The sequence below is a fragment of the Promicromonospora sp. NFX87 genome, assembly GCF_048564965.1.
Classification (GTDB): domain Bacteria; phylum Actinomycetota; class Actinomycetes; order Actinomycetales; family Cellulomonadaceae; genus Promicromonospora.
The window spans coordinates 4,135,130-4,152,630 of the sequence record NZ_CP183413.1; the positions used below are offsets into that span (position 1 = coordinate 4,135,130).

At 63.7% G+C, this 17,501-nt stretch carries 10 protein-coding genes and 1 pseudogene; 5 read left to right on the forward strand and 6 right to left on the reverse strand.

Annotated features, from left to right (window positions below; genetic code table 11):
- Positions 1-582: 582 nt before the first annotated feature.
- The 3 genes from ACNYC2_RS18590 to ACNYC2_RS18600 form a co-directional block, all read right to left on the reverse strand.
- Positions 583-3,432, reverse strand: coding sequence for a CHAT domain-containing protein (locus ACNYC2_RS18590; protein WP_419703214.1), 2,850 nt, complete (start codon positions 3,430-3,432; stop codon positions 583-585).
- A 101-nt stretch (positions 3,433-3,533) separates the two neighbouring features.
- Positions 3,534-5,036 (reverse strand): Clp protease N-terminal domain-containing protein, encoded by a 1,503-nt coding sequence (locus tag ACNYC2_RS18595; RefSeq protein WP_419703215.1) that lies wholly within the window; start codon positions 5,034-5,036, stop codon positions 3,534-3,536.
- The gene (locus tag ACNYC2_RS18600; RefSeq protein ID WP_419703216.1) at positions 5,033-7,903 is read right to left on the reverse strand and encodes a hypothetical protein; all 2,871 of its coding nucleotides are present in this window, start codon (positions 7,901-7,903) and stop codon (positions 5,033-5,035) included. The genes ACNYC2_RS18595 and ACNYC2_RS18600 overlap by 4 nt, the downstream gene beginning before the upstream one ends.
- Positions 7,904-8,279: 376 nt before the next feature.
- Here ACNYC2_RS18600 and ACNYC2_RS18605 point away from each other — a divergent pair, with 376 nt between their 5' ends.
- Entirely contained in the window at positions 8,280-9,308 is a 1,029-nt protein-coding gene (locus ACNYC2_RS18605) for a hypothetical protein (protein WP_419703217.1), read from the forward strand.
- Positions 9,309-9,672: 364 nt separating this feature from the next.
- Here ACNYC2_RS18605 and ACNYC2_RS18610 read toward each other — a convergent pair.
- The 3 genes and pseudogenes from ACNYC2_RS18610 to ACNYC2_RS18620 form a co-directional block, all read right to left on the reverse strand.
- A pseudogene (locus ACNYC2_RS18610) lies at positions 9,673-9,960 on the reverse strand (ATP-binding protein); the annotation flags it as partial.
- A 118-nt stretch (positions 9,961-10,078) separates the two neighbouring features.
- Positions 10,079-10,978, reverse strand: coding sequence for a hypothetical protein (locus ACNYC2_RS18615; protein WP_419703218.1), 900 nt, complete (start codon positions 10,976-10,978; stop codon positions 10,079-10,081).
- A 227-nt stretch (positions 10,979-11,205) separates the two neighbouring features.
- Positions 11,206-12,306, reverse strand: coding sequence for a hypothetical protein (locus tag ACNYC2_RS18620; protein ID WP_419703219.1), 1,101 nt, complete (start codon positions 12,304-12,306; stop codon positions 11,206-11,208).
- 485 nt (positions 12,307-12,791) lie between these two features.
- Here ACNYC2_RS18620 and ACNYC2_RS18625 point away from each other — a divergent pair, with 485 nt between their 5' ends.
- From ACNYC2_RS18625 to ACNYC2_RS18640, 4 genes are all read left to right on the forward strand, one after another.
- Positions 12,792-13,916: a 3-dehydroquinate synthase gene (locus ACNYC2_RS18625; protein WP_419703220.1), complete on the forward strand. Its 1,125-nt coding sequence runs from the start codon at positions 12,792-12,794 to the stop codon at positions 13,914-13,916.
- Entirely contained in the window at positions 13,913-14,833 is a 921-nt protein-coding gene (locus tag ACNYC2_RS18630; RefSeq protein WP_419703221.1) for a glycosyltransferase family 2 protein, read from the forward strand. Before ACNYC2_RS18625 ends, ACNYC2_RS18630 begins: the two co-directional genes overlap by 4 nt.
- 4 nt (positions 14,834-14,837) lie before the next feature.
- Positions 14,838-15,908 carry an NAD-dependent epimerase/dehydratase family protein gene (locus tag ACNYC2_RS18635; protein WP_419703222.1) on the forward strand — a complete coding sequence of 357 codons (1,071 nt, stop codon included), beginning with the start codon at positions 14,838-14,840 and terminating at the stop codon, positions 15,906-15,908.
- A 329-nt stretch (positions 15,909-16,237) separates the two neighbouring features.
- Positions 16,238-17,446 (forward strand): aspartate aminotransferase family protein, encoded by a 1,209-nt coding sequence (locus ACNYC2_RS18640; RefSeq protein ID WP_419703223.1) that lies wholly within the window; start codon positions 16,238-16,240, stop codon positions 17,444-17,446.
- The last annotated feature ends 55 nt before the right edge of the window (positions 17,447-17,501 follow it).

Here is a 17,501-nt window from a genome sequence, read left to right on the forward strand (position 1 = left end):
CTTCCCTCTGTCGATCCGCGCTTTCTCCATTTCGGAAATTAAACCTGAGTCTCGCCACAGCGTCGTAACCTCTGCCGGAGGACGGTGGACCAGTTCACGCCGATGGTCTCGAGCCGAGACCGGGTACCCGTGGCGCTCATCGGTAGCATTCGAAGGCCGTGGGAACTTGGCGATGCGTTCCTTGTTCGTGCCAATCTCCGCGAACCCTGCACTTACGCCCCAGTTGTGGCCATTGACACACACCCATTGCGCTACGTGAGAATCGGCGAACACGCGATACTCACCCGCTGGCGGAATCACCCACTTGTTCCTTCCCCCATCAGCTTGAGTGCGGTGCTGTGTCATGGAAAGGTACGCCGGCGTATCGCCGGATGCTTCGAAGCGAACACCTGCAGGCGTCTGTCGCGCGGGCGGTGTATTCACTCGGGCCACCAATCTCCCTCGAACCTACGTTGAAGAGCATCTCTTCGCTGCACAGCTCTCGTGCGACGTCGCGGCGTGCATTACTCCACGGCTCTTGCAAGCCTGTCCCGGGCCGACATGGTCACGGCAATACACATCTCCGTGCGTTGTTCGGCTCGGTTATTCCGGCACTGTCACGGTCTCCGGTTCAGCGTTCGTGAACAAGCCTGTGTATGTGTATGCCGACCATAGGATGGGAGCTAGTCCGTTGCCGGTCGCGCCGGGTGGGGCGAGCTTCAAGATGGCCGCGCGTACGGCGAAGGCGGGATGCGGCTGGGCCAGAGCGTTGGCTAGAGCATGATCGATGAGCCTGGTTTGCTCATGCTCATCTTCGATGACGGGCCATGCGGTCGCCACGACGTGTCGGGCGCCGGCGAGGATGAATCCCGCGGTCAGTCCGAGCCACTCCCACGTCCCAGCGTAGAGGTCGGCCGCTTCATTGCCTGTGATTGTCTCGCTTGCTCCGGCCGCAAGGCTTTCACAGAGGGACAGGAGCGCACGTTCGGGAACGCGAATCGCTTCTTCGGATCCGACAAGGTCGCGGAGTGACAGCACACCGCCTGCGACTGCTAGTCCACCAGCTGCGGGTTCGCTGCGGCGCGCATAGTGAGCGAAGGCGCAGAAGACGCCCTCGGGATCGGCGTGTTGCAGGGCTGCGATGACGTCCGCCTTTGTGGTTGGTCGGCCCAAGACCGTCGTGGAGGAGGCGGGCGCCTTTGCATGTTCCATCGCATGCCATGTCGGATCGGGGTCGACGACCGACAGTGTGATCGCGCTCTTCGTCCCGCGGCTCAACGACCGCTCGGCATGTAGGCGATCGAGCATGACAGAGGTAGGCACGTGGCCCACGACCGCGGTGTCGATCACTCGGTGTCCGTCGCTGACGTGGAGGGCATTGACGGGTAGGGCTGCAAGGGACCCGGCAAGGCTCACAAGCAGTGACATGGGATTATCGGGATCTCGTTTTGCCAGGTCGTCTCGGATCGGCGGCGGGAGGAACGCGTCGGCTAGCCGGTTCACAAGTTCGTGCCCGGTCGCGCTTCCGGCAAGCGCGCTCGACCTGACCCTTGGCCCGTACACCTCGTTCGACTCACCTGTGAATCTCACAGGTATGGCCTGGATGAGGTCATCGAACGCGCCCCGGCCCAAACTGCCTTCCGCGAGGTCCGTCGACCCCCAGTACCAGGTTCCACCAGGCTGGCGCACGGTCCACCAGTAGCGTCCACCCCCGATGCATGCCGACCAATACCACCCGAGATCCCCGACCGTGGTCACGATCAGAGCATCGAGATCGAGAGTACGCTCGGCCGGCCCTCTCACCCATGATGCGCCCTGGATGCCGACAGCAGGTGGCGGCATCAGCGGATCTGCGCCAGCAGCGGCAAGGACATCGCCAGTCGCTTGGCTGGTGCCCCCTGCGTCGTCGTGCCGTAGTTCTCCCGGCCGCTTGGCGAAAGGGTCCATGATGGCCTCAAGGAGCTCGCTCAGGCTCCGATCGGAATGGTCGAGGCCAACCGGAATCGCCTGTGCCCGGATGTTCTCGAGCATCTCCGCGACGAGATGAGGATCGTCGAGATCGGAGGCGACTTCCAATGCCAACTCGTACGCGCGCGAATTCAGGCGTACCCAGCCGCGGCGCCAGTGCGATCCCGGAAGTCCGTAGCGCACATGCTGCAGGTAGCCGAGCGACTCAAGAACATGAGGCAAGGCGTCCTGCGCACCCGTGAAGAGGTAGAGGTGCTCAGCGCGCACGAGGTGTGCGGCCGCTCGGACGCTAAAGTCGGGGAGATCGTCCGCTCGTTGGACCGCGTTGTCCGACTGGCGGCGGGCTTCCCCTTCCTCCCCTTGCTGCATCGCGACTTGTGCGTGCAGCACGCTCCACATCGCGGTGCGTGACCTTGACTCGTTTGCACGCCCTTTTCTCGAGTCCGGGAGGCTAACTGTCGCTAGCGTCCACAGCGCGCCCGGCTCGTTGCCGGCTGCGAGCATCATCTGGACCAGATAGCCCTCGGTCGTTGTGACCAGGTCGGAATGTCGATTGCTGACTGCGAACCAACGTAGGTCCCGCAGCGTGTCGATGGCCTTGTCCAACTCGCCTTGTTTGATCGCACTGTCGATCAGTCGAAGTTGCGCTGCGATGCGCACGCCCCGCGAGCGGCGGTTCTGCAGCAGGGGGATCGCTCGGCGCAGCTGTGCGACGGCCGCTTCGTCCTGACCCGCGTAGGCGAGGATGTCACTGACCACGAACCGGCACCATCCCCGGACGCTTCGCGGCAAAGACGGGTCCACAGTGTCCGTTGCGATCATCCGCAGGCCTGCGGATGCCTCTCCTGTGCGGGCGAGGACGAGTGCGCGTGCGTGGACGACGACAGTTCGGTACGGCCCGACACGGTCCTCAACGTAAGACAGGAATGGCTCGGCGCGGTGCACGTCGTCGCCCAGCGCTTTGTCCACTCCGACCGCGAAGTTGCTCCACACACCCCTCACGAGGAACCAAGTCATCACACGCACCGGCATGAATCCGAGGCCGGGCCCCAAAGCACCACCACCGATTACCGTCAGCAGCCGCTCGCTGGCGAGCACCATGACGGCCCCATAGCCTGCGATCACCACCCAGCTCCAAGTCGCGGGGAAGAGCGCTAGGATTGTGACCCCAATTGCAACCCCTGCGATATTGGCGGCCAGACCGGCAAGTGCGAGCGAACACCCGAGGCCAAGCAGCGCCGCAGCCCACCATGGGAAGCCAACGAGCATTCCGCCAAGCGTTGCGGCGACTAGCAGGAGCAGCCTGACTGTGAGCGGGCGGAGCACCTGCTCGGCGCCCAGGATCCAGTCGAGATCTGCATGGTATGAGCCGATGCGGTCTCGAGTGGACCGGGTCTTGCGGAGCTTCGGGTGGTCAGCCACCACATCGAGGACTACTCGCGGGAGGACTCTCGGAAGCGACTGGAGCGCTACACGGACGTCCATGAGGAATGCCAGGTCATGCAGGTCGCGATCGGTCTCTCCCCCGCGTCCGCGCAGCCATTCCTTGTTCTCAGGTGACAGCTTTGTAGGAGTGCGAGACGTTGTCACTGGGATCCGCCCATCATGAATGAGCGGGACGATATCCACGTGTCGCGGCGCCACCGGGCGAGGCCGTAGGTGGGGTCGCCTGTGGCGGCGCGGCGCCATTGCAGCCCGATCCATGTCGAAAGTGCGGTAGAGACAAGTATCAGGGCCAGCATGAGCTGCGCGACTGGAGGTATGAACCAGACCACGACGAGCGGTGCGCCGAGCCAAACAGGCACAGGGACCCAAGCCGGAGCGAGCGTCCCAAGGGGGATGGCCCCGAGCAACCACCAGTTGCCGGTCCTGATCGCTTCGATGATGAGGAGCACGTCATAGATCACGCAGGCGACAAGACAGATTGGCGTTACGAGGCTGTATCGCCACAGCCGGTGGATTTGCAGGTCGGTGTTGAGGTGGCTGTTGGACGGCATCGACGCCCGATGCAGGCGCCGGTTCCACCGGGGGTTGCGCACGCCCGGAGCTGGTGCGCTCTCGGCTGGTGGGAGCGTCGGCGCGGGGCCGCGCGGTCCGTCCGCCATGAGTGCGTCTGGTACGCCCGACCGGTCACGAGGGCCGGTATCTCGGCGGACATCAACGGCAGCTGCAACTAGGAAGTCGTCGGTAATGCCAAGTGTTTTCAACGCCGTGGCGAAGTCTGCTTGTGGCGAGTGTTCCATCGCAGCAAGGAAGAGGTGTACGGAGTCCACGCGCCGGTCTCCTGTCCGCGGCAGCCAGCGGGGGGCGCCTGCCGCCACCGCAGCCAGGTTGACGTGGGCCTGAGTAGGGTCGTCCGCGACGAGCGCGGGTTCCGTGAGCCTGAGAAGATTTGCGATCTCGACGCAAGGCGCGTCCAGCGAACTCAGGGCCAGCCCGGCTCTGGATTTGTCGCCATCGGTTGAGGTCAGCAGCGACCAGATTAACCCGTCGATGGTGAGGCCCTCGGCCATCGCGGAACGGACGAGGTCGTGCGCAAGCGGTGACGCGAATTCCAAACCCGCGGCCGGAACCTCGTTGGCCCAAGAGTCGGCGCGGATTCGTTCGGCGGCCGCCCTGGCAAAGAATGTCTCCAACAACTGCGTCGTGATGGCGTAGCTCTGCAGCAAGGGCTTCGCGACCGGCCCGGGTTCCCGTACAGCTTCGAGCAAGAGGTCCGCAAGGGATACATCGTCGCCGTTGCCAGCCGACGCAGCGTGGAGCGCGGCGATGGCGTCCTCGGCAAGCCATCCCGCTTGGCGGCCATCGGCGGGTCCGGCACGGTCTCCGCTGCCGGCGAGCGAAGCCACAAATGCCCGGCAGTCCTCATAGACCATTCCACCTGCGGTGAGTGCTCTGTAAGAGACGCCACCTGGCTCGCTGAGTATGGCCAGCACCAGGTGGACCGTCGACGTCTGGTCGTGACCAAGGGTCCTTGACTCGTGGCGCGCCGCATACAGGGCAGCATTGGCATCGGAGTCGAGCCGGCTCACCAGGCTCTCGACTTCGCCGTCCCAGCCCATGTCTTCCGTAACACGAGGCACTGTCATGTCGCGGTTTGGCCGTCGACGAGGGCTCGGATCGTGTCGTGAGCCGCGGACGGTCCCTTGATGCGTGCAAGGTCATCAAGATCCTGTCGCAAGAGCCACACGTCGGTTCGGTCAAGTCCGGCGCCTTCGGCCAGCCGATTCGCGATGAGTTCCGTAGCCTTCGCGTCCATGCCAAGACACAGGTACATGAGGTACCGCAGCCAGGTCCCATGTGCCGCGATCAGCCGGTCTGCTTCGCGGATCTCGAGTTCCGCGCGCTCATGGTCGGCGGTCACCATGCAGCACAGGTGCGCGTAGAAATGCAGCCACTCGAACCCGGGGGCGACGTCGCGGACATGGGCCAAGGCGCGATCGATGACGGCGAGTCCGCCGGGTGCGTCACCTTCCCGCAGCAGGGTCTGGGCGAGTCGTGTTGCCGCGTTGGCGATACCCGCGGCCCACTGCCCCGACTCGCCCTTGCCTACCGCGTAAGCCGAGTCCAGAGCCGCCGCGAGTGTCGAGCGCGCCGTTGCCTGATCCTCCGGCGTCCCCCCAAGCAGGCAATCCCCGATGTAGCCCAGAACCATCGAATGCCTCCGATGCCAGTCGCCTGTGTAGGTCTCGCCCAACTCCTGCAGGCACACGTGCGCGACGCGGAAGGACGTCAGTGCCTCGTTCCACTTCGCAGGGTCTCGATATCGGATGCGCCCGATCCGGAGATTGACCTCCATGCGCCCCCACACCACCCAGTACCGGCCGCCGTGTGCTTCGTCATAACCCTGAAGCACCCTGTCGCGCTCTCGGAGCAGCTCGAGCTCGCGGTCAGACTCCCCAGCTTCGGACCACGCTCGGCCTGCTCGCCGATATGCCTCAAGTTCCCACTCTTCGCCGTCGGCGTCGGCATCTTCTTCCCATCGTCGTGCGACAAGCTCGTACCGTGCGGCGGCGTCCTGCGGCCGCCCGAGCGCAAAGAAAACGTCACGGAGATACCCCAGCGCATCGAGGACATTACGATAATTCGGGGTCACCTTGGACAGTTCTTCGCAGCGACGAACCTGCTCCAGCGCGAGAGGCAACGCTTCCTCGAACCGCTTCGCGTCGATCAGCATGCGCGTGGCTTCCTGGACTGCCAGGACGCAGGTGGCGCGAGAGGCCGCGGAGGTCGCGCCCTCACGGAAATACGGTAGAGCCTCAAGCACAGCGTCGAGCCCCTCGTCCTGACGACCAACAGCCACCAGGCATCTTCCGAGTCTCCACAGCGGCCAGCCGAGATACACGAACGGATCGAGATCGCTCGGATCAGTTTCTCGCCGGATCCGCACCACCTCCTCGGCGGCGAGCAATGCCGCGTCATGCAGTCCCACGCCGCCAAGATGGCCAGACATGTGCCGCAGCGCCACAACGTAGCAACCGCCCAGCAAGTCCTCCAGGTCCCGGGCGAGGCTGACCCCCGTTCGCGCAGCGGCAGTGCCAGTACCAGCAAGCCATCTTGAATCGAACGGAAGTCCGTCTTCTCTTAGTGCCCCAGTCTGGTCGGGCCGAATGGAGTCGTGCACATCGCGGAGCTTCTCCTCCGCGTCCTGCCACAGCCGAACGGCGGCCCAGTCCGCTACAAGAGCGGCGTGCCGGTTCTCGATCCGGTCGGCGATCGCGAGCGTGGCGAGCGCATCCTTCGCACGCCCCTTGGCGACCAGCACCTCCGCGAGCACCGCGGCCAGTCGCATCGCGACGGTGTGGTCACCGAGCTGAAGGAGGACTGTCAGGGCAGTCTGCCCCGCGGCGACGGTCCGCTTGTGGATCTTCTGGCCCAAGGCCTGCCGCGCCTCCAGTTGGCCCGTGACAGCGAGAGCAAAACGGTGTCCGCGTAGCGCCCACCGGCGTCCGAGCCGGTCGGGAACCTTGCCGATGTCATCGACGAGCCTGTCGAACTCGGTCGCGTGCCGTGCCAGGCGGTACAGCACGAGGGCCTCGTCCAGCGACCCTGCACTGCGAAACCAATCCGCGAAGTCGAGCAGCCTGACCGCCATCGCCTCGCCCGTCCCGAGGTGACGCCCAGTGAAACCGATGATCTGGTCTACGTCGAGGGGTTCGGAACCAGTGACGCTGGCTACCACCTTTGTCGGCGGAGCGATCAGGCTTACCAGCTTGCTCTTGCCACCTGTCGCAATAGCCGCCAGCCTCAACGTGTTCTTGCTGCCCTCGAACGTCGACTTGGCGGCCTCCGCGCCTGCCCCGAGCAAGCAAGCCCTGAACTCGTGCTCCGTCGCCGATGGCGAGACCCGGTATACGTATTGCGCACAACTGAGCGCTAGATCAGGATGGCCTGCCCGGAGTGCGATTTCACCGGCCTGGAGCGCGACGTCCTTAAGGCAGTCGCTGTCGTCGCGCGGGTGCGCCGCAAGTGCCGTCAGGGCGACGTCGAGCGCATCTGCCCAACGTCCGTGGGCAGCGAGCCTTGTGATAACCGGTTGTTTGTCCCGGGTATGGCGACAGTGGGTTTTCCCGATGCCCGGGTCCGGCCTCGGGGGACGGTAGCGCGCGAGGCCCCGACCAACTGCTCTCGCAAGGTGACGCCAGGCAGGGACGCCAAGCGCAAAGGCGATAACCCACCAAAGCGGCGCCCCGAGCTGCCACGCCGCTACAAACGCACCAACCTGAAGGAGGAACCTTAGAAAATCGGGGATCAGCAGTATGAACACCGAGAAGAAGTTGAACACGAACGCGCCCGCGAACATGAGGGCGGTAGACCACCACGGAGTCCACCCGAGGCTCACAATGACCAACACGAGCACGGGCAGTTGGAAGATGAGGCGGTACCACCTGTCGGATCGCCACATCGTTGCGTCGTTCTCGCGACCGTACTGCGCGACCTCTTCCTCGGTCTCCATACCGGGCGATCGTAATGACCCATCCGCCGGAATGATCCGCGAAGAGCGGGTGAACGTTACGCAGATTCCGCCTGGGCACTCGCTGGCCGGCCGGGGACCACGCGACCGACGCCGCGGCGCCACAGTGCGGCGATGGGGGAATATGCGCGTACATGCCAGAACCCAGGGATAGCCCTAGATTAGGCACGTTGCCCCGGTGGTGGCGTCCTGAGCTACTCCAAGAACGCTCAAAGATAGTCTTGACTGTCTTACGACCTCAAACGCTGCTTTTCGTGTCGAACGAGAGGGATTGTGGGGCATCAAACGCCCCATAATCGTTTGTCCGGAATCGCGCAAACTGCGGACAAACATAACCAATTCCCGTACCCTTCGACTCATGTGGGAACTGATCGTCGGTGTCGTCACGGCCGCCTGCGCCGTGGCGGGCACATGGGTGGTGGTCCGGGCACGACGCCCGCTGCCTGCCAACCCGCACATCGTCAGCGTGGGGGTCGCTATCGCCGATATGACCAGCCCTGGCGAAGACAAGGTCACTCTGGATATCAAGGTAATTAACAACGGCGGCGGCAATGCCCATCTGACCGCTCTTGAACTGCAGATTGACCGCATTGTCGCAGCGCCAGTGTGGGATCCAATCGCCCCTTCGGTCGCCTGGCTCACGCTCCGAGGCGCCATTGAACCGACCGCAAAGTACGACCTCATGTTGCCGACAGTCCTGGACACGGTCGGACGCGCGGTTCAGGTCGACATCTTCCACGAACTGAAGTCCGGCGAAGGCGACCGATTCGTCGTGACCCTCGGAACTCTGGAGCGACACCCCAACCGGCTCGTCTACGTGGCTGACGTATCAGCCGTCTACGGAAGCAAGCAGAAGACGACCGATGGACCCAGAGTCGGGCTGGGCTTCGGCATGACCGGCGACCCAACACGCTTCCCGGTCGCCGACCCAGACCAGAGTGCACCGAACGCCGATCAGTCCCTCACTTCACTGAGCCTCAACCAACGGGCCGCGGCACGAGATGTCGAAGCCGACGTCGCCCTTCTACTCCGTGACGTGCCGCGCCTCCGTGCTGCAATCGACAAAGAGATCGCCGTCGCTAGCAAGCCAGCGATCAACTGGGGCGATGCACGCGCCAGATCGTTGGCCGCCCAAGATCTGGTTCCCTGGCTGATCTCACAGGGCATGGCAGAGGCATCCAGCAGAACGGTTTGGGCCCCACGAGATTTCGTCCGGGAGCGGCTCGACGATTTTGAGACTCGATGCCGCGCCTTTCTCGCGATCGTGAATGGGGCGCTACTCGACCCATGCCTCGACGAGCATCTGCAGTATGTCAAGACGTCTCTCGTGGGGATCGAAGCAGCTCGCGGCCTGCTCGACGCGAGCCCTCGGCGATCCGAGGGCTAGGGAAGCTCAGACGTTGAGGTGGCCCCACAACTTGTTTCTTCATGGGCAGTTTCGCGTCCCCTCCGCTCGGGACCCGGACCGGCTTCTTTCCGGCTACAGCTAGGACTCCCCTGGCGATCCGACACTGTTGTCGGTGAGTTGGTTACGCATGGGTCCAATTACAGGATCCTCGGTTGGTGACCCTCGCAACCGCGTCATCGCGTGCGCTCCTGAACCGGATCCTGCTGCGCAGCACGCATCCGACATCAGATGTCGCAGCTGGCGGTTGGCCGAGCCAAGGAGCGAAATGGAAGAACCCCGGCTCGGGGCCCGGTCAGACGGCTGTGCGGTCGCAAGAATAGCGGCCAGCCAGTGTGATTCCGATTTCACGCGCCTCATCCAGGAAGAGCACCCCGCGATGCGCCCGCGAGACCGCACCCGGACGCGGGATACCCGACCCGCCGCCCACCACCGCGGCCTGCGTGGCCGTGTGGTGCGGGTCCTCGAACGGGGGCCGACGGATCAGCCCTCCGCCCGGGTCGAACGTGCCCGCGACGGAGTGCACCGCCGTGACCTCGACCGCCTCGCGGTCGGTGAGGTCGGGGAGGATCCCCGGCAGCCGGGAGGCCAGCATGGTCTTGCCGGCTCCTGGTGGTGGGCCCATGTCCAGGTGCTCGACAGGATGGAATCGCGCGTGACCTCGTCATATGCGCCTTACACCACATGCGCGCGTAAGGTCGCGGAGGGGTTGGGTTCGTGGCAGAGCGGGGGTGAGAAAGACGATGCGCAAGCTATGCGGCGAAGAACGGGACCGGCACGTCGGTTGTGCCGCCGGTGACGTAACGGATCGTCTCCCGTGCGAAGCGCAGCGCGTTGCGCATTGTCGGGATGACCGGATGTGACGGCGCGCCGTCGTGCAGGGTGGCGTTGAGCATGAGGGGCAGGTCGAGCGGCCCGATCTCGAGGTGCTCAGCTGAGGCCAGCCCAGGGACCCTCACCCGCACGACAACGGCACCGTCGACGACGTGATCTAGGTCGAGGTCGACCATCCTGCTGACGTCCTCTGGTGTAAGTGACTGGGGGACGTCGGCTGCTGTCTGCGAAGGGATGACGAGATTGATCTCGCTGAGCAGTCGCTCGGTCACAACGCTCGGTGAGAGCTCGACTGCGAACCCGGCGCGATGCTTGTCGGCGTTCGAGAACTCGCGCAGCACCTCCAGCGGATGGGGAGGAAACCTGTCGTCGGACTGATGGTACGGCTGCACCTGCTCGATCCTGCCGACGACGTCTTCAGAGACCTCGTTGAGCCGCCCACGGCGCGCCTTCGCCCACTCGGCGCGATCGCTGAGGATCGGGAACGCGATGTTCTTCGCCGCCTTCTGGCTCACCCCTTGCGCCGTTCCGATCGCGTGGACAGCGTTGTCGAGCGCGGACCGAGTATCCTCGACCACAGCACGTAGACGCTCCTCGAACTCCTCGACTGGGGGCGCGACGGGGATCCTGGCGACGTACTCGACCGCACCCGCGTCGAGTTCGATCCTCGGCTCGAATACCGCAGAGGTCGACGCGCGAAACGTGTCCCAGGCCTCGGAGACGAGCGTGAGCGCCGCGTCGGCGTCGCGCAGCTTACGTATCGGACGCTGCACGAGGCCGGCGAGCGGCGGGGTTGAGGCGGGCGGGATGATCGGCATGTAGCGATTCTCCGGTACCGACGCCCTGGCCTGTGGCCTTCCTGGAGCTCGCTGCGGACCAAGAGTGTCAATGACCCGGCACACCTGAGCCCAACGATGCAGATCACCGAGTGCGAGTGCGCGCCATGTTCGACCGCGGCATCGACTGCCCCGACCGCCGACACTAGTTACGACGGGTCGAACACGTCCCGTCGGCTTCCACGCCGCGCGCATCTGTCACATGGCACCTAACCGGCAAGCGCCCTGATCCCTGGCGCAGGTTTGCCCCATCGATGTTCGCAGTTTTCCCCGGATTCACGGCCGCAAGGACACACGGCACTCGTCTCGGCTGGCGTGAAGTTCCTCCAATAGGAGCGTCGTGTGTACGTAGCCGCCTGCGTGGTGAGTCCGAAGTCGTCCACGATATCCAGGCTGCTCTCCAGCAGGTTCTCGATGATCTTTCCGCATGCGATCAGTGCGTCGACCGGCTTCTGGAAGATCGGATGCTCGAAGTCCTGCACCGTTCCGTTTCCCCGAAGGTGCATGGGTGATCGCGCGTGGTATCGCTGGAGGACCGCGCCATGTTCGTGGACCAGTGCGTCGCTCGCGAACGCGAGGCGGGCACCCAGGGCTGGGTGCGCGGCATCGCTCAGCCAGTCGTACCAGTCCAGGAAGTGGCGATTGCCCGTGTCTTTTGCCAGCTTGTCGACGTACGTCTGCACATTTGTGGCCTTGAAAGCCTCGTTCGCCGACTTCATCCTCGACCCGAACCCGGCCTGGTTCAACACCGGTGCCAGCTCACGGTAGACGGTCTGAGCACGTGCTTTGGCGTCACTGTCTACGGCCTTGGCCGCGGCCCAGGCTGCTGCGACCTTCTTGGCCTCGTACAGCAGGCATCCGGTGTGCTCGATGAGAGATCGAGACGAGACAGCGGCCGAGTACAAGCGCCAGCCCTCCACGCTCAAGAGCGTGTCCGTGAGCAGGTCGACTGATCGCCAGGCATGGAAGAGCCACCACGAGACCAGTCGCGAATGGACTGCCGGGAACATAACTGCCGCGAGCGGATCAGCGAGTCCGCGGGGTGATGGCTCGTCGATCGCGAGGACGCGTGTGCCACAGTCCATCTCGACGAACGCCCAATCCTCGCCTCTCTGGAGAGCCGACTCGCGCCACTTCGCGACCCGGTTGAGCTTCATCGGCATCGGAAGGAATTCGACTGTACTGACGTCCGTGGTCAAGTCGTCGAACCTGCACACGGCCTCCTTGACCTCAAGGAGCGAGTCCCGGCGGCTGCCCAAGATCTGTTCCACCGCGTTGGTCAGTCCGGTCCCGCGGTCCGCGTGAGGCATAGGCCGAGCCTACGACCGGGACCACTGATCGCGCCTCGATGCGCTTGTCTGGGGAGCCGTGTCTATCGGGTCCATCCGGCCCGCGCGTTCAGTGCGGTCTCCTGGACCACGACGGCACGCTCCTCTGCCACGGCATCCACCCAAGCCGGACCGGGCGACGGTGACAGGGCATGCGATCTGTGCACGACCCCGGCTCGGCCTGGGTCGGTGATCCTGCCGGCACGAGGCGTTGCTGGAGATCTCGGTGACCGCCTCCGGCTCTTCGGCCGCGCGCTCTCGAAGACCCAGATGAGCAGGCTGGCCATCGCGTCCGCTGGCTGGTGCGTAGTGGTCGGTTTCCCGTGGGGTCGTGCAGAGCGCATTCAGGTTCGAGCCGCCGTACTCGTGGACGCTACCGAGAGCCAACTGGGTGATCTTGGCGCGAACTTGTACACAATTGCCCTTATTGCGGATAGCCTCGCCGGACATTGGCCCGGAAGGGAAAAATGCAAATCGATGGGGTTACTGAGAACGTCACCGGTTCGCTTCCCGAGCTGGCAGCCGGGAGTGCGTTCCGCTTCGAGAGCGGATCGGGCGTCCTCGAAGACCCTGCGTTCTGGGGCAGGGTTCTTGGCGGCATCGGCCGTGTCGCACTCGTGACCAGTGAGCAACTGTTGCTCCGGTTCCCCAGGGTCGTGCAAGCGCTTGGCGAGCCGCTCATCATCACGGTGCACGACGGTGAGCTGGCCAAGTCGTTGGAGACCCTCACTTCCGTATACGGACGGCTTGCCGAGGCACAGTTTCCACGGACCGGTGTCCTCATCGGTCTCGGGGGCGGCACCGTGACTGACCTCACCGGCTTCGTTGCAGCGACTTGGAAGCGCGGAACTCGGCTGATACTTGCCCCTACTACGCTCATGGGCCAAGTCGATGCAGCGCTTGGCGGCAAGAGCGCCATCAACCTGCCGGACGGCAAGAACCTCGTCGGCACGATCTACCAGCCAGAACTCATCGTGGCCGACCGCGACGTTCTAACGACGCTCACCCCCCGCGACCTGCGCAGCGGCCTCGCGGAGATCGTGAAGTGCGGGTTCATCCGCGATCCCGAGATCCTAACCATTGTCGAGGACGCCTACGCCGCCGGCGGGTCGATCAGCGTTCGATTGCCGGTATTGATTGAACGAAGCGCTCAGGTGAAGCTCGAGCTCGTCGACCTCGACGAGCAAGACCTCGGTGTTCGTCGTTACCTCAACTATGGGCACACACTCGGGCAGGCTGTGGAGGCCGCAACCGACTTCCGCAAGGTCACTCACGGTGAGGCAGTTGGGCTTGGAATGCTGTTTGCCGCTCGAATTGCCGAACTCCAAGGGAAAGTGCACGATCTGCACGAATACACGCGTGAGCTTCTTGCGCTGTGCGGTCTTCCGAGCCACCTCCCGCCAGGGCTCGGGTTCCAGCGAATCTGGAAGCTCATGGGGCAGGACAAGAAGGCTGGATTACCCGGCCGCGAGTTCGTCATCTGCACACGGCGCGGCGATGCAGAGCTGACGCCAATGCCTGACCTTGATGTGGCGGCCAGAGCGTTCGACTCCGCTTTCCAGCTCGTCAGGCCGTCGAGCGAGACAGCATGATCCGCGGCCATCGGGTGAGCCTCCTGGTGAGCTCCCGGAACCGGTCTCGACTGTTGGCCGATGCCGTCCAATCGGTGCTGCGAGGTTCGACCGTGCCGGACGAGATCGTCATCATCGACCAGAGCGACGAAGCCGACTCCCTTCTACCAAACCTGACTCACCCCTGCGTCGACATCGCATACATTCACTCCGACACGGTCGGAATCAGCCGCAGCCGGAATCTGGCCTTCAGCCGGGCTACTCATCCCATAATCGTCATTATCGACGATGACTGCTTGGTGAGCCCTACCTGGCTTCAGACAATTGTCAGCGCACTTCTCGACTCAGGGGCTCGCACTGTGATCACCGGACGTGTGCTTGCCGGAGATACAGAGGGCGAAGGCACTTTTGCACCCTCACTGCACGAGTCGAGCAGACCAGCGGAGTACGTTGGCAGGATTGGAACCGACCCGCTCGCCACCTTCAACTTTGCCCTGCACGCAAGTACCTACGCCGAGATCGGCGAGTTCGACACACGCATCGGACCAGGTACACGGTTTCCCTCCGCTGAGGATAACGATTATGGCTACCGTCTACTGAAATCCGGATATCGGATCGTCTTTCAGCCAGACGCAGTCGTATACCATCGCGCTTGGCGTACGAAGGGCCGTTATATCTCGATCCGCTATGCATACGGCCGTGGGCAGGGAGGCTATTACGGCAAGCACCTCGCGGCACGTGACTGGTACATGCTCGTGAAGTTGCGGTACGCCTTGGAACGGCGACTGGGCCAGATGCGCCATGGCGGCACACTGGGGCTACTTGGCGAGCTTGCCTGGATCGGTGGCTGGTTCTCGGGCGTCGGCGACTGGCTGTTTCGTCCTTCCCGTCGCAGTGAGACAGCTACGCGATCTCGCGATGGTTCACGGGGCTGGTGACGCGATGGCATCTGACCTCTTAAACGCCCTCCGCAACCGCACAGTTCTGGTCACCGGCCACAGTGGATTCATCGGATCATGGCTATGCGCGCTCTTGAGCCACCTCGAGGTGGTCACGATCGGGTTCTCCTCGTCGGAAGATCCGGTGTCCGCGTACCGCGCGACGTGGCTCGAAGGGCTCGGGGTCGCTGCAATCACCGGAGATGTCCGTGACCGTGCGGCGGTGGACGCCACCGTCCAGGCAGTTGCCCCCGACGTAATCATCCACCTCGCCGCTCAACCTCTGCTCTTCGAGGGATACAGAGCACCGCATCGCACATTCGACATCAACATCAACGGTTCGATGAACGTACTTGACGTCGCGGTCCGATCCAGGACGCCCGCTGTCGTACACGTAACGTCGGACAAGTGCTACTCGCAGGCAGCAGCTCTGGCAGGCCCGTTGAAGGAAGGCGCCGAGCTCGGCGGCGAAGGCCCATACCCAGCGTCGAAGATGATCAGCGAGATACTGTTCCGCGAGTTCAGCATGCTCGCAGGTCCGGGCCGACCGCACATGTCGTCCGTGCGGCTGGGCAACGTCATCGGTGGAGGTGACGGGGCCGACCGGCTGGTACCCAACTCGCTCCGGGCGTTCCGGGCAGGCACTCCATTCTCCGTCCGCGACCCACTGGCAATACGACCGTTTCAGCACGTGCTAGATGTTGCGCATGGGCTAGCTCGGCTCGCTGGCGCCTTGCTCAGCGAGCGAGTGCCTTCCGGGCTGCCATTGAACTTCGCTCCGCCCTACATGGGTGTCACCGTTGGCGAAATTGTGTCAGCGCTCGCCGAGGCATGGGGACCTGGTGCGTGTGTGGGTGACGAACAAGCTGCGACGGAACTTGAAGAGCAGCAAGTCCTGCGCTTGGACGGCTCACATGCCGCGGCCTTGCTCGCATGGCAGCACCGGCTCGATTGCGCCGAGGGCGCGGCTTGGGCCGTCGAGTGGACCCGAGAGGTCGACCAAGGCACGGCGCCAGCAGACGCGATGCTCGCACAGATCGCACGACACCAGCTCCTGAGCGATCAACTCAGATGAGCAACCTTGTCGGGCTTCGCCCGACTCACTGTGGACCGAGCGCGTACGCCGGCGCTTACTGGTCAACCTCAAATCTAGGAGGTCGTGCACAGAAGTGGACTACGTCATTCCCCACGAAGACAGGGTGTCCCACCAAGCGGTCCTTGCTGCGCCTCCTGCCTATAACAACCGAATGGCCCAGCGACCTGCTTGAGCCGCTTTGATGCTATCGGCCGTGGAGGTTCCACAGAATGAACACCCCGTTTCTCGGTTCACACGAACACTTCGCCCGAACTCAACGACATATACCTCGCGGGGTATCATCCGGAATTCGCGCTCAGCAGCATCCTGTGCCGATCGCCTTTACGCACGCGAATGGCGCGGCCATGTGGGACGTCGACGGAAACCAATACATTGACTACTCACTCGCATATGGCCCACTCATTCTCGGACACAACCCGAGGCGAGTCGTAGATGCAATAGAGGCACAAGTGCGGCGCGGGATCTCGTTTGGCGCCAATCATCCACTCGAAGCACAGTTGGCTGAGGCCATCTGCCGGGTGGTACCAAGCGCTGAACAATGCATATTCAGCAACACTGGCACCGAAGCGGTCCAGGTCGCTTTGCGGATCGCGCGTGCAGCCACAGGCAGGACGAAGATTGTGAAATTCCTTGGTCACTATCATGGCTGGGCGGACAACGTAAACCTCGGCAGCTACGGCGAGACCGACCGCACACCTGGCTCGGCGGGCCAGGATCCGGGTGCCATGGCGGCGACGATCGTTGTGGGCTGGAACGACATCGACGCGCTGCGAGAGGTGCTCGACGATGACACCGCCGCGGTCATCATGGAACCAGTCAACGTTGACGGAGGTTGCCTCCATGCATCAGACGGGTACCTGGAGGAGGCGGCGGGCCTCGTGCGCGCAAACGGGACCGTCCTGATTTTCGACGAGGTCATCACCGGCTTCCGGATCTCGCTGGGTGGCGCACAGGCAAAATATGCCTGCACACCCGACCTGACTGTGCTCGGCAAGGCGCTCGGCGGCGGATTGCCGATCAGCGCAGTGGTCGGGCGGACAGACCTTATGGCGGTTGTTGCCGACGGCCGGGTCACTCATGCCGGTACCCACAACGGGAACCCAGTCACCACTGCCGCCGCACTTGCCGTCATTAGTGAACTCGAGGCAGCGACTACCGAGATCTACGCACACCTCGACGTCATGTCGACACTACTCGCAGAAGCACTTCAAGCTGCGACGTCCGGATCGGACCATGCTCTCAACGTGCGCCGCGACACAGGGGTCGGACACGGATTTCAGAGCCCATCGCCGATTCTTGAGTACGGGGACACACTGTGCGCTTCGAGCGAGAGATATGGCGCGTTCACTGCCGCGATGCTGGCGGAAGGAGTCCACTTGATGCCGAAGGGCATTCTCTATGTCTCTGTCGCTCACACAGAAGGGGACATCACAAGGACGTACGAAGCTGCTCGCAGGGCGATCCGGCGACTGCACGACGGCCGTCAGCACTCCTCTTCGCCGGCTGCTGGTTCGTAGCCGAGATGCACAGCTCACCACCGAGCTCGTTTCGGGCGAGACCTCAGGCAACCAC

Bases quoted from the DNA above. Each gene is read 5' to 3' on its own strand.
- ACNYC2_RS18620 (WP_419703219.1), bottom strand. From the start codon at position 12,306: ATGCCTCACGCGGACCGCGGGACCGGACTGACCAACGCGGTGGAACAG.
- ACNYC2_RS18630 (WP_419703221.1), top strand. From the start codon at position 13,913: ATGATCCGCGGCCATCGGGTGAGCCTCCTGGTGAGCTCCCGGAACCGG.
- ACNYC2_RS18625 (WP_419703220.1), top strand. From the start codon at position 12,792: ATGCAAATCGATGGGGTTACTGAGAACGTCACCGGTTCGCTTCCCGAG.
- ACNYC2_RS18635 (WP_419703222.1), top strand. From the start codon at position 14,838: ATGGCATCTGACCTCTTAAACGCCCTCCGCAACCGCACAGTTCTGGTC.
- ACNYC2_RS18605 (WP_419703217.1), top strand. From the start codon at position 8,280: ATGTGGGAACTGATCGTCGGTGTCGTCACGGCCGCCTGCGCCGTGGCG.
- ACNYC2_RS18600 (WP_419703216.1), bottom strand. From the start codon at position 7,903: ATGGAGACCGAGGAAGAGGTCGCGCAGTACGGTCGCGAGAACGACGCA.
- ACNYC2_RS18615 (WP_419703218.1), bottom strand. From the start codon at position 10,978: ATGCCGATCATCCCGCCCGCCTCAACCCCGCCGCTCGCCGGCCTCGTG.
- ACNYC2_RS18595 (WP_419703215.1), bottom strand. From the start codon at position 5,036: ATGACAGTGCCTCGTGTTACGGAAGACATGGGCTGGGACGGCGAAGTC.
- ACNYC2_RS18590 (WP_419703214.1), bottom strand. From the start codon at position 3,432: ATGGACGTCCGTGTAGCGCTCCAGTCGCTTCCGAGAGTCCTCCCGCGA.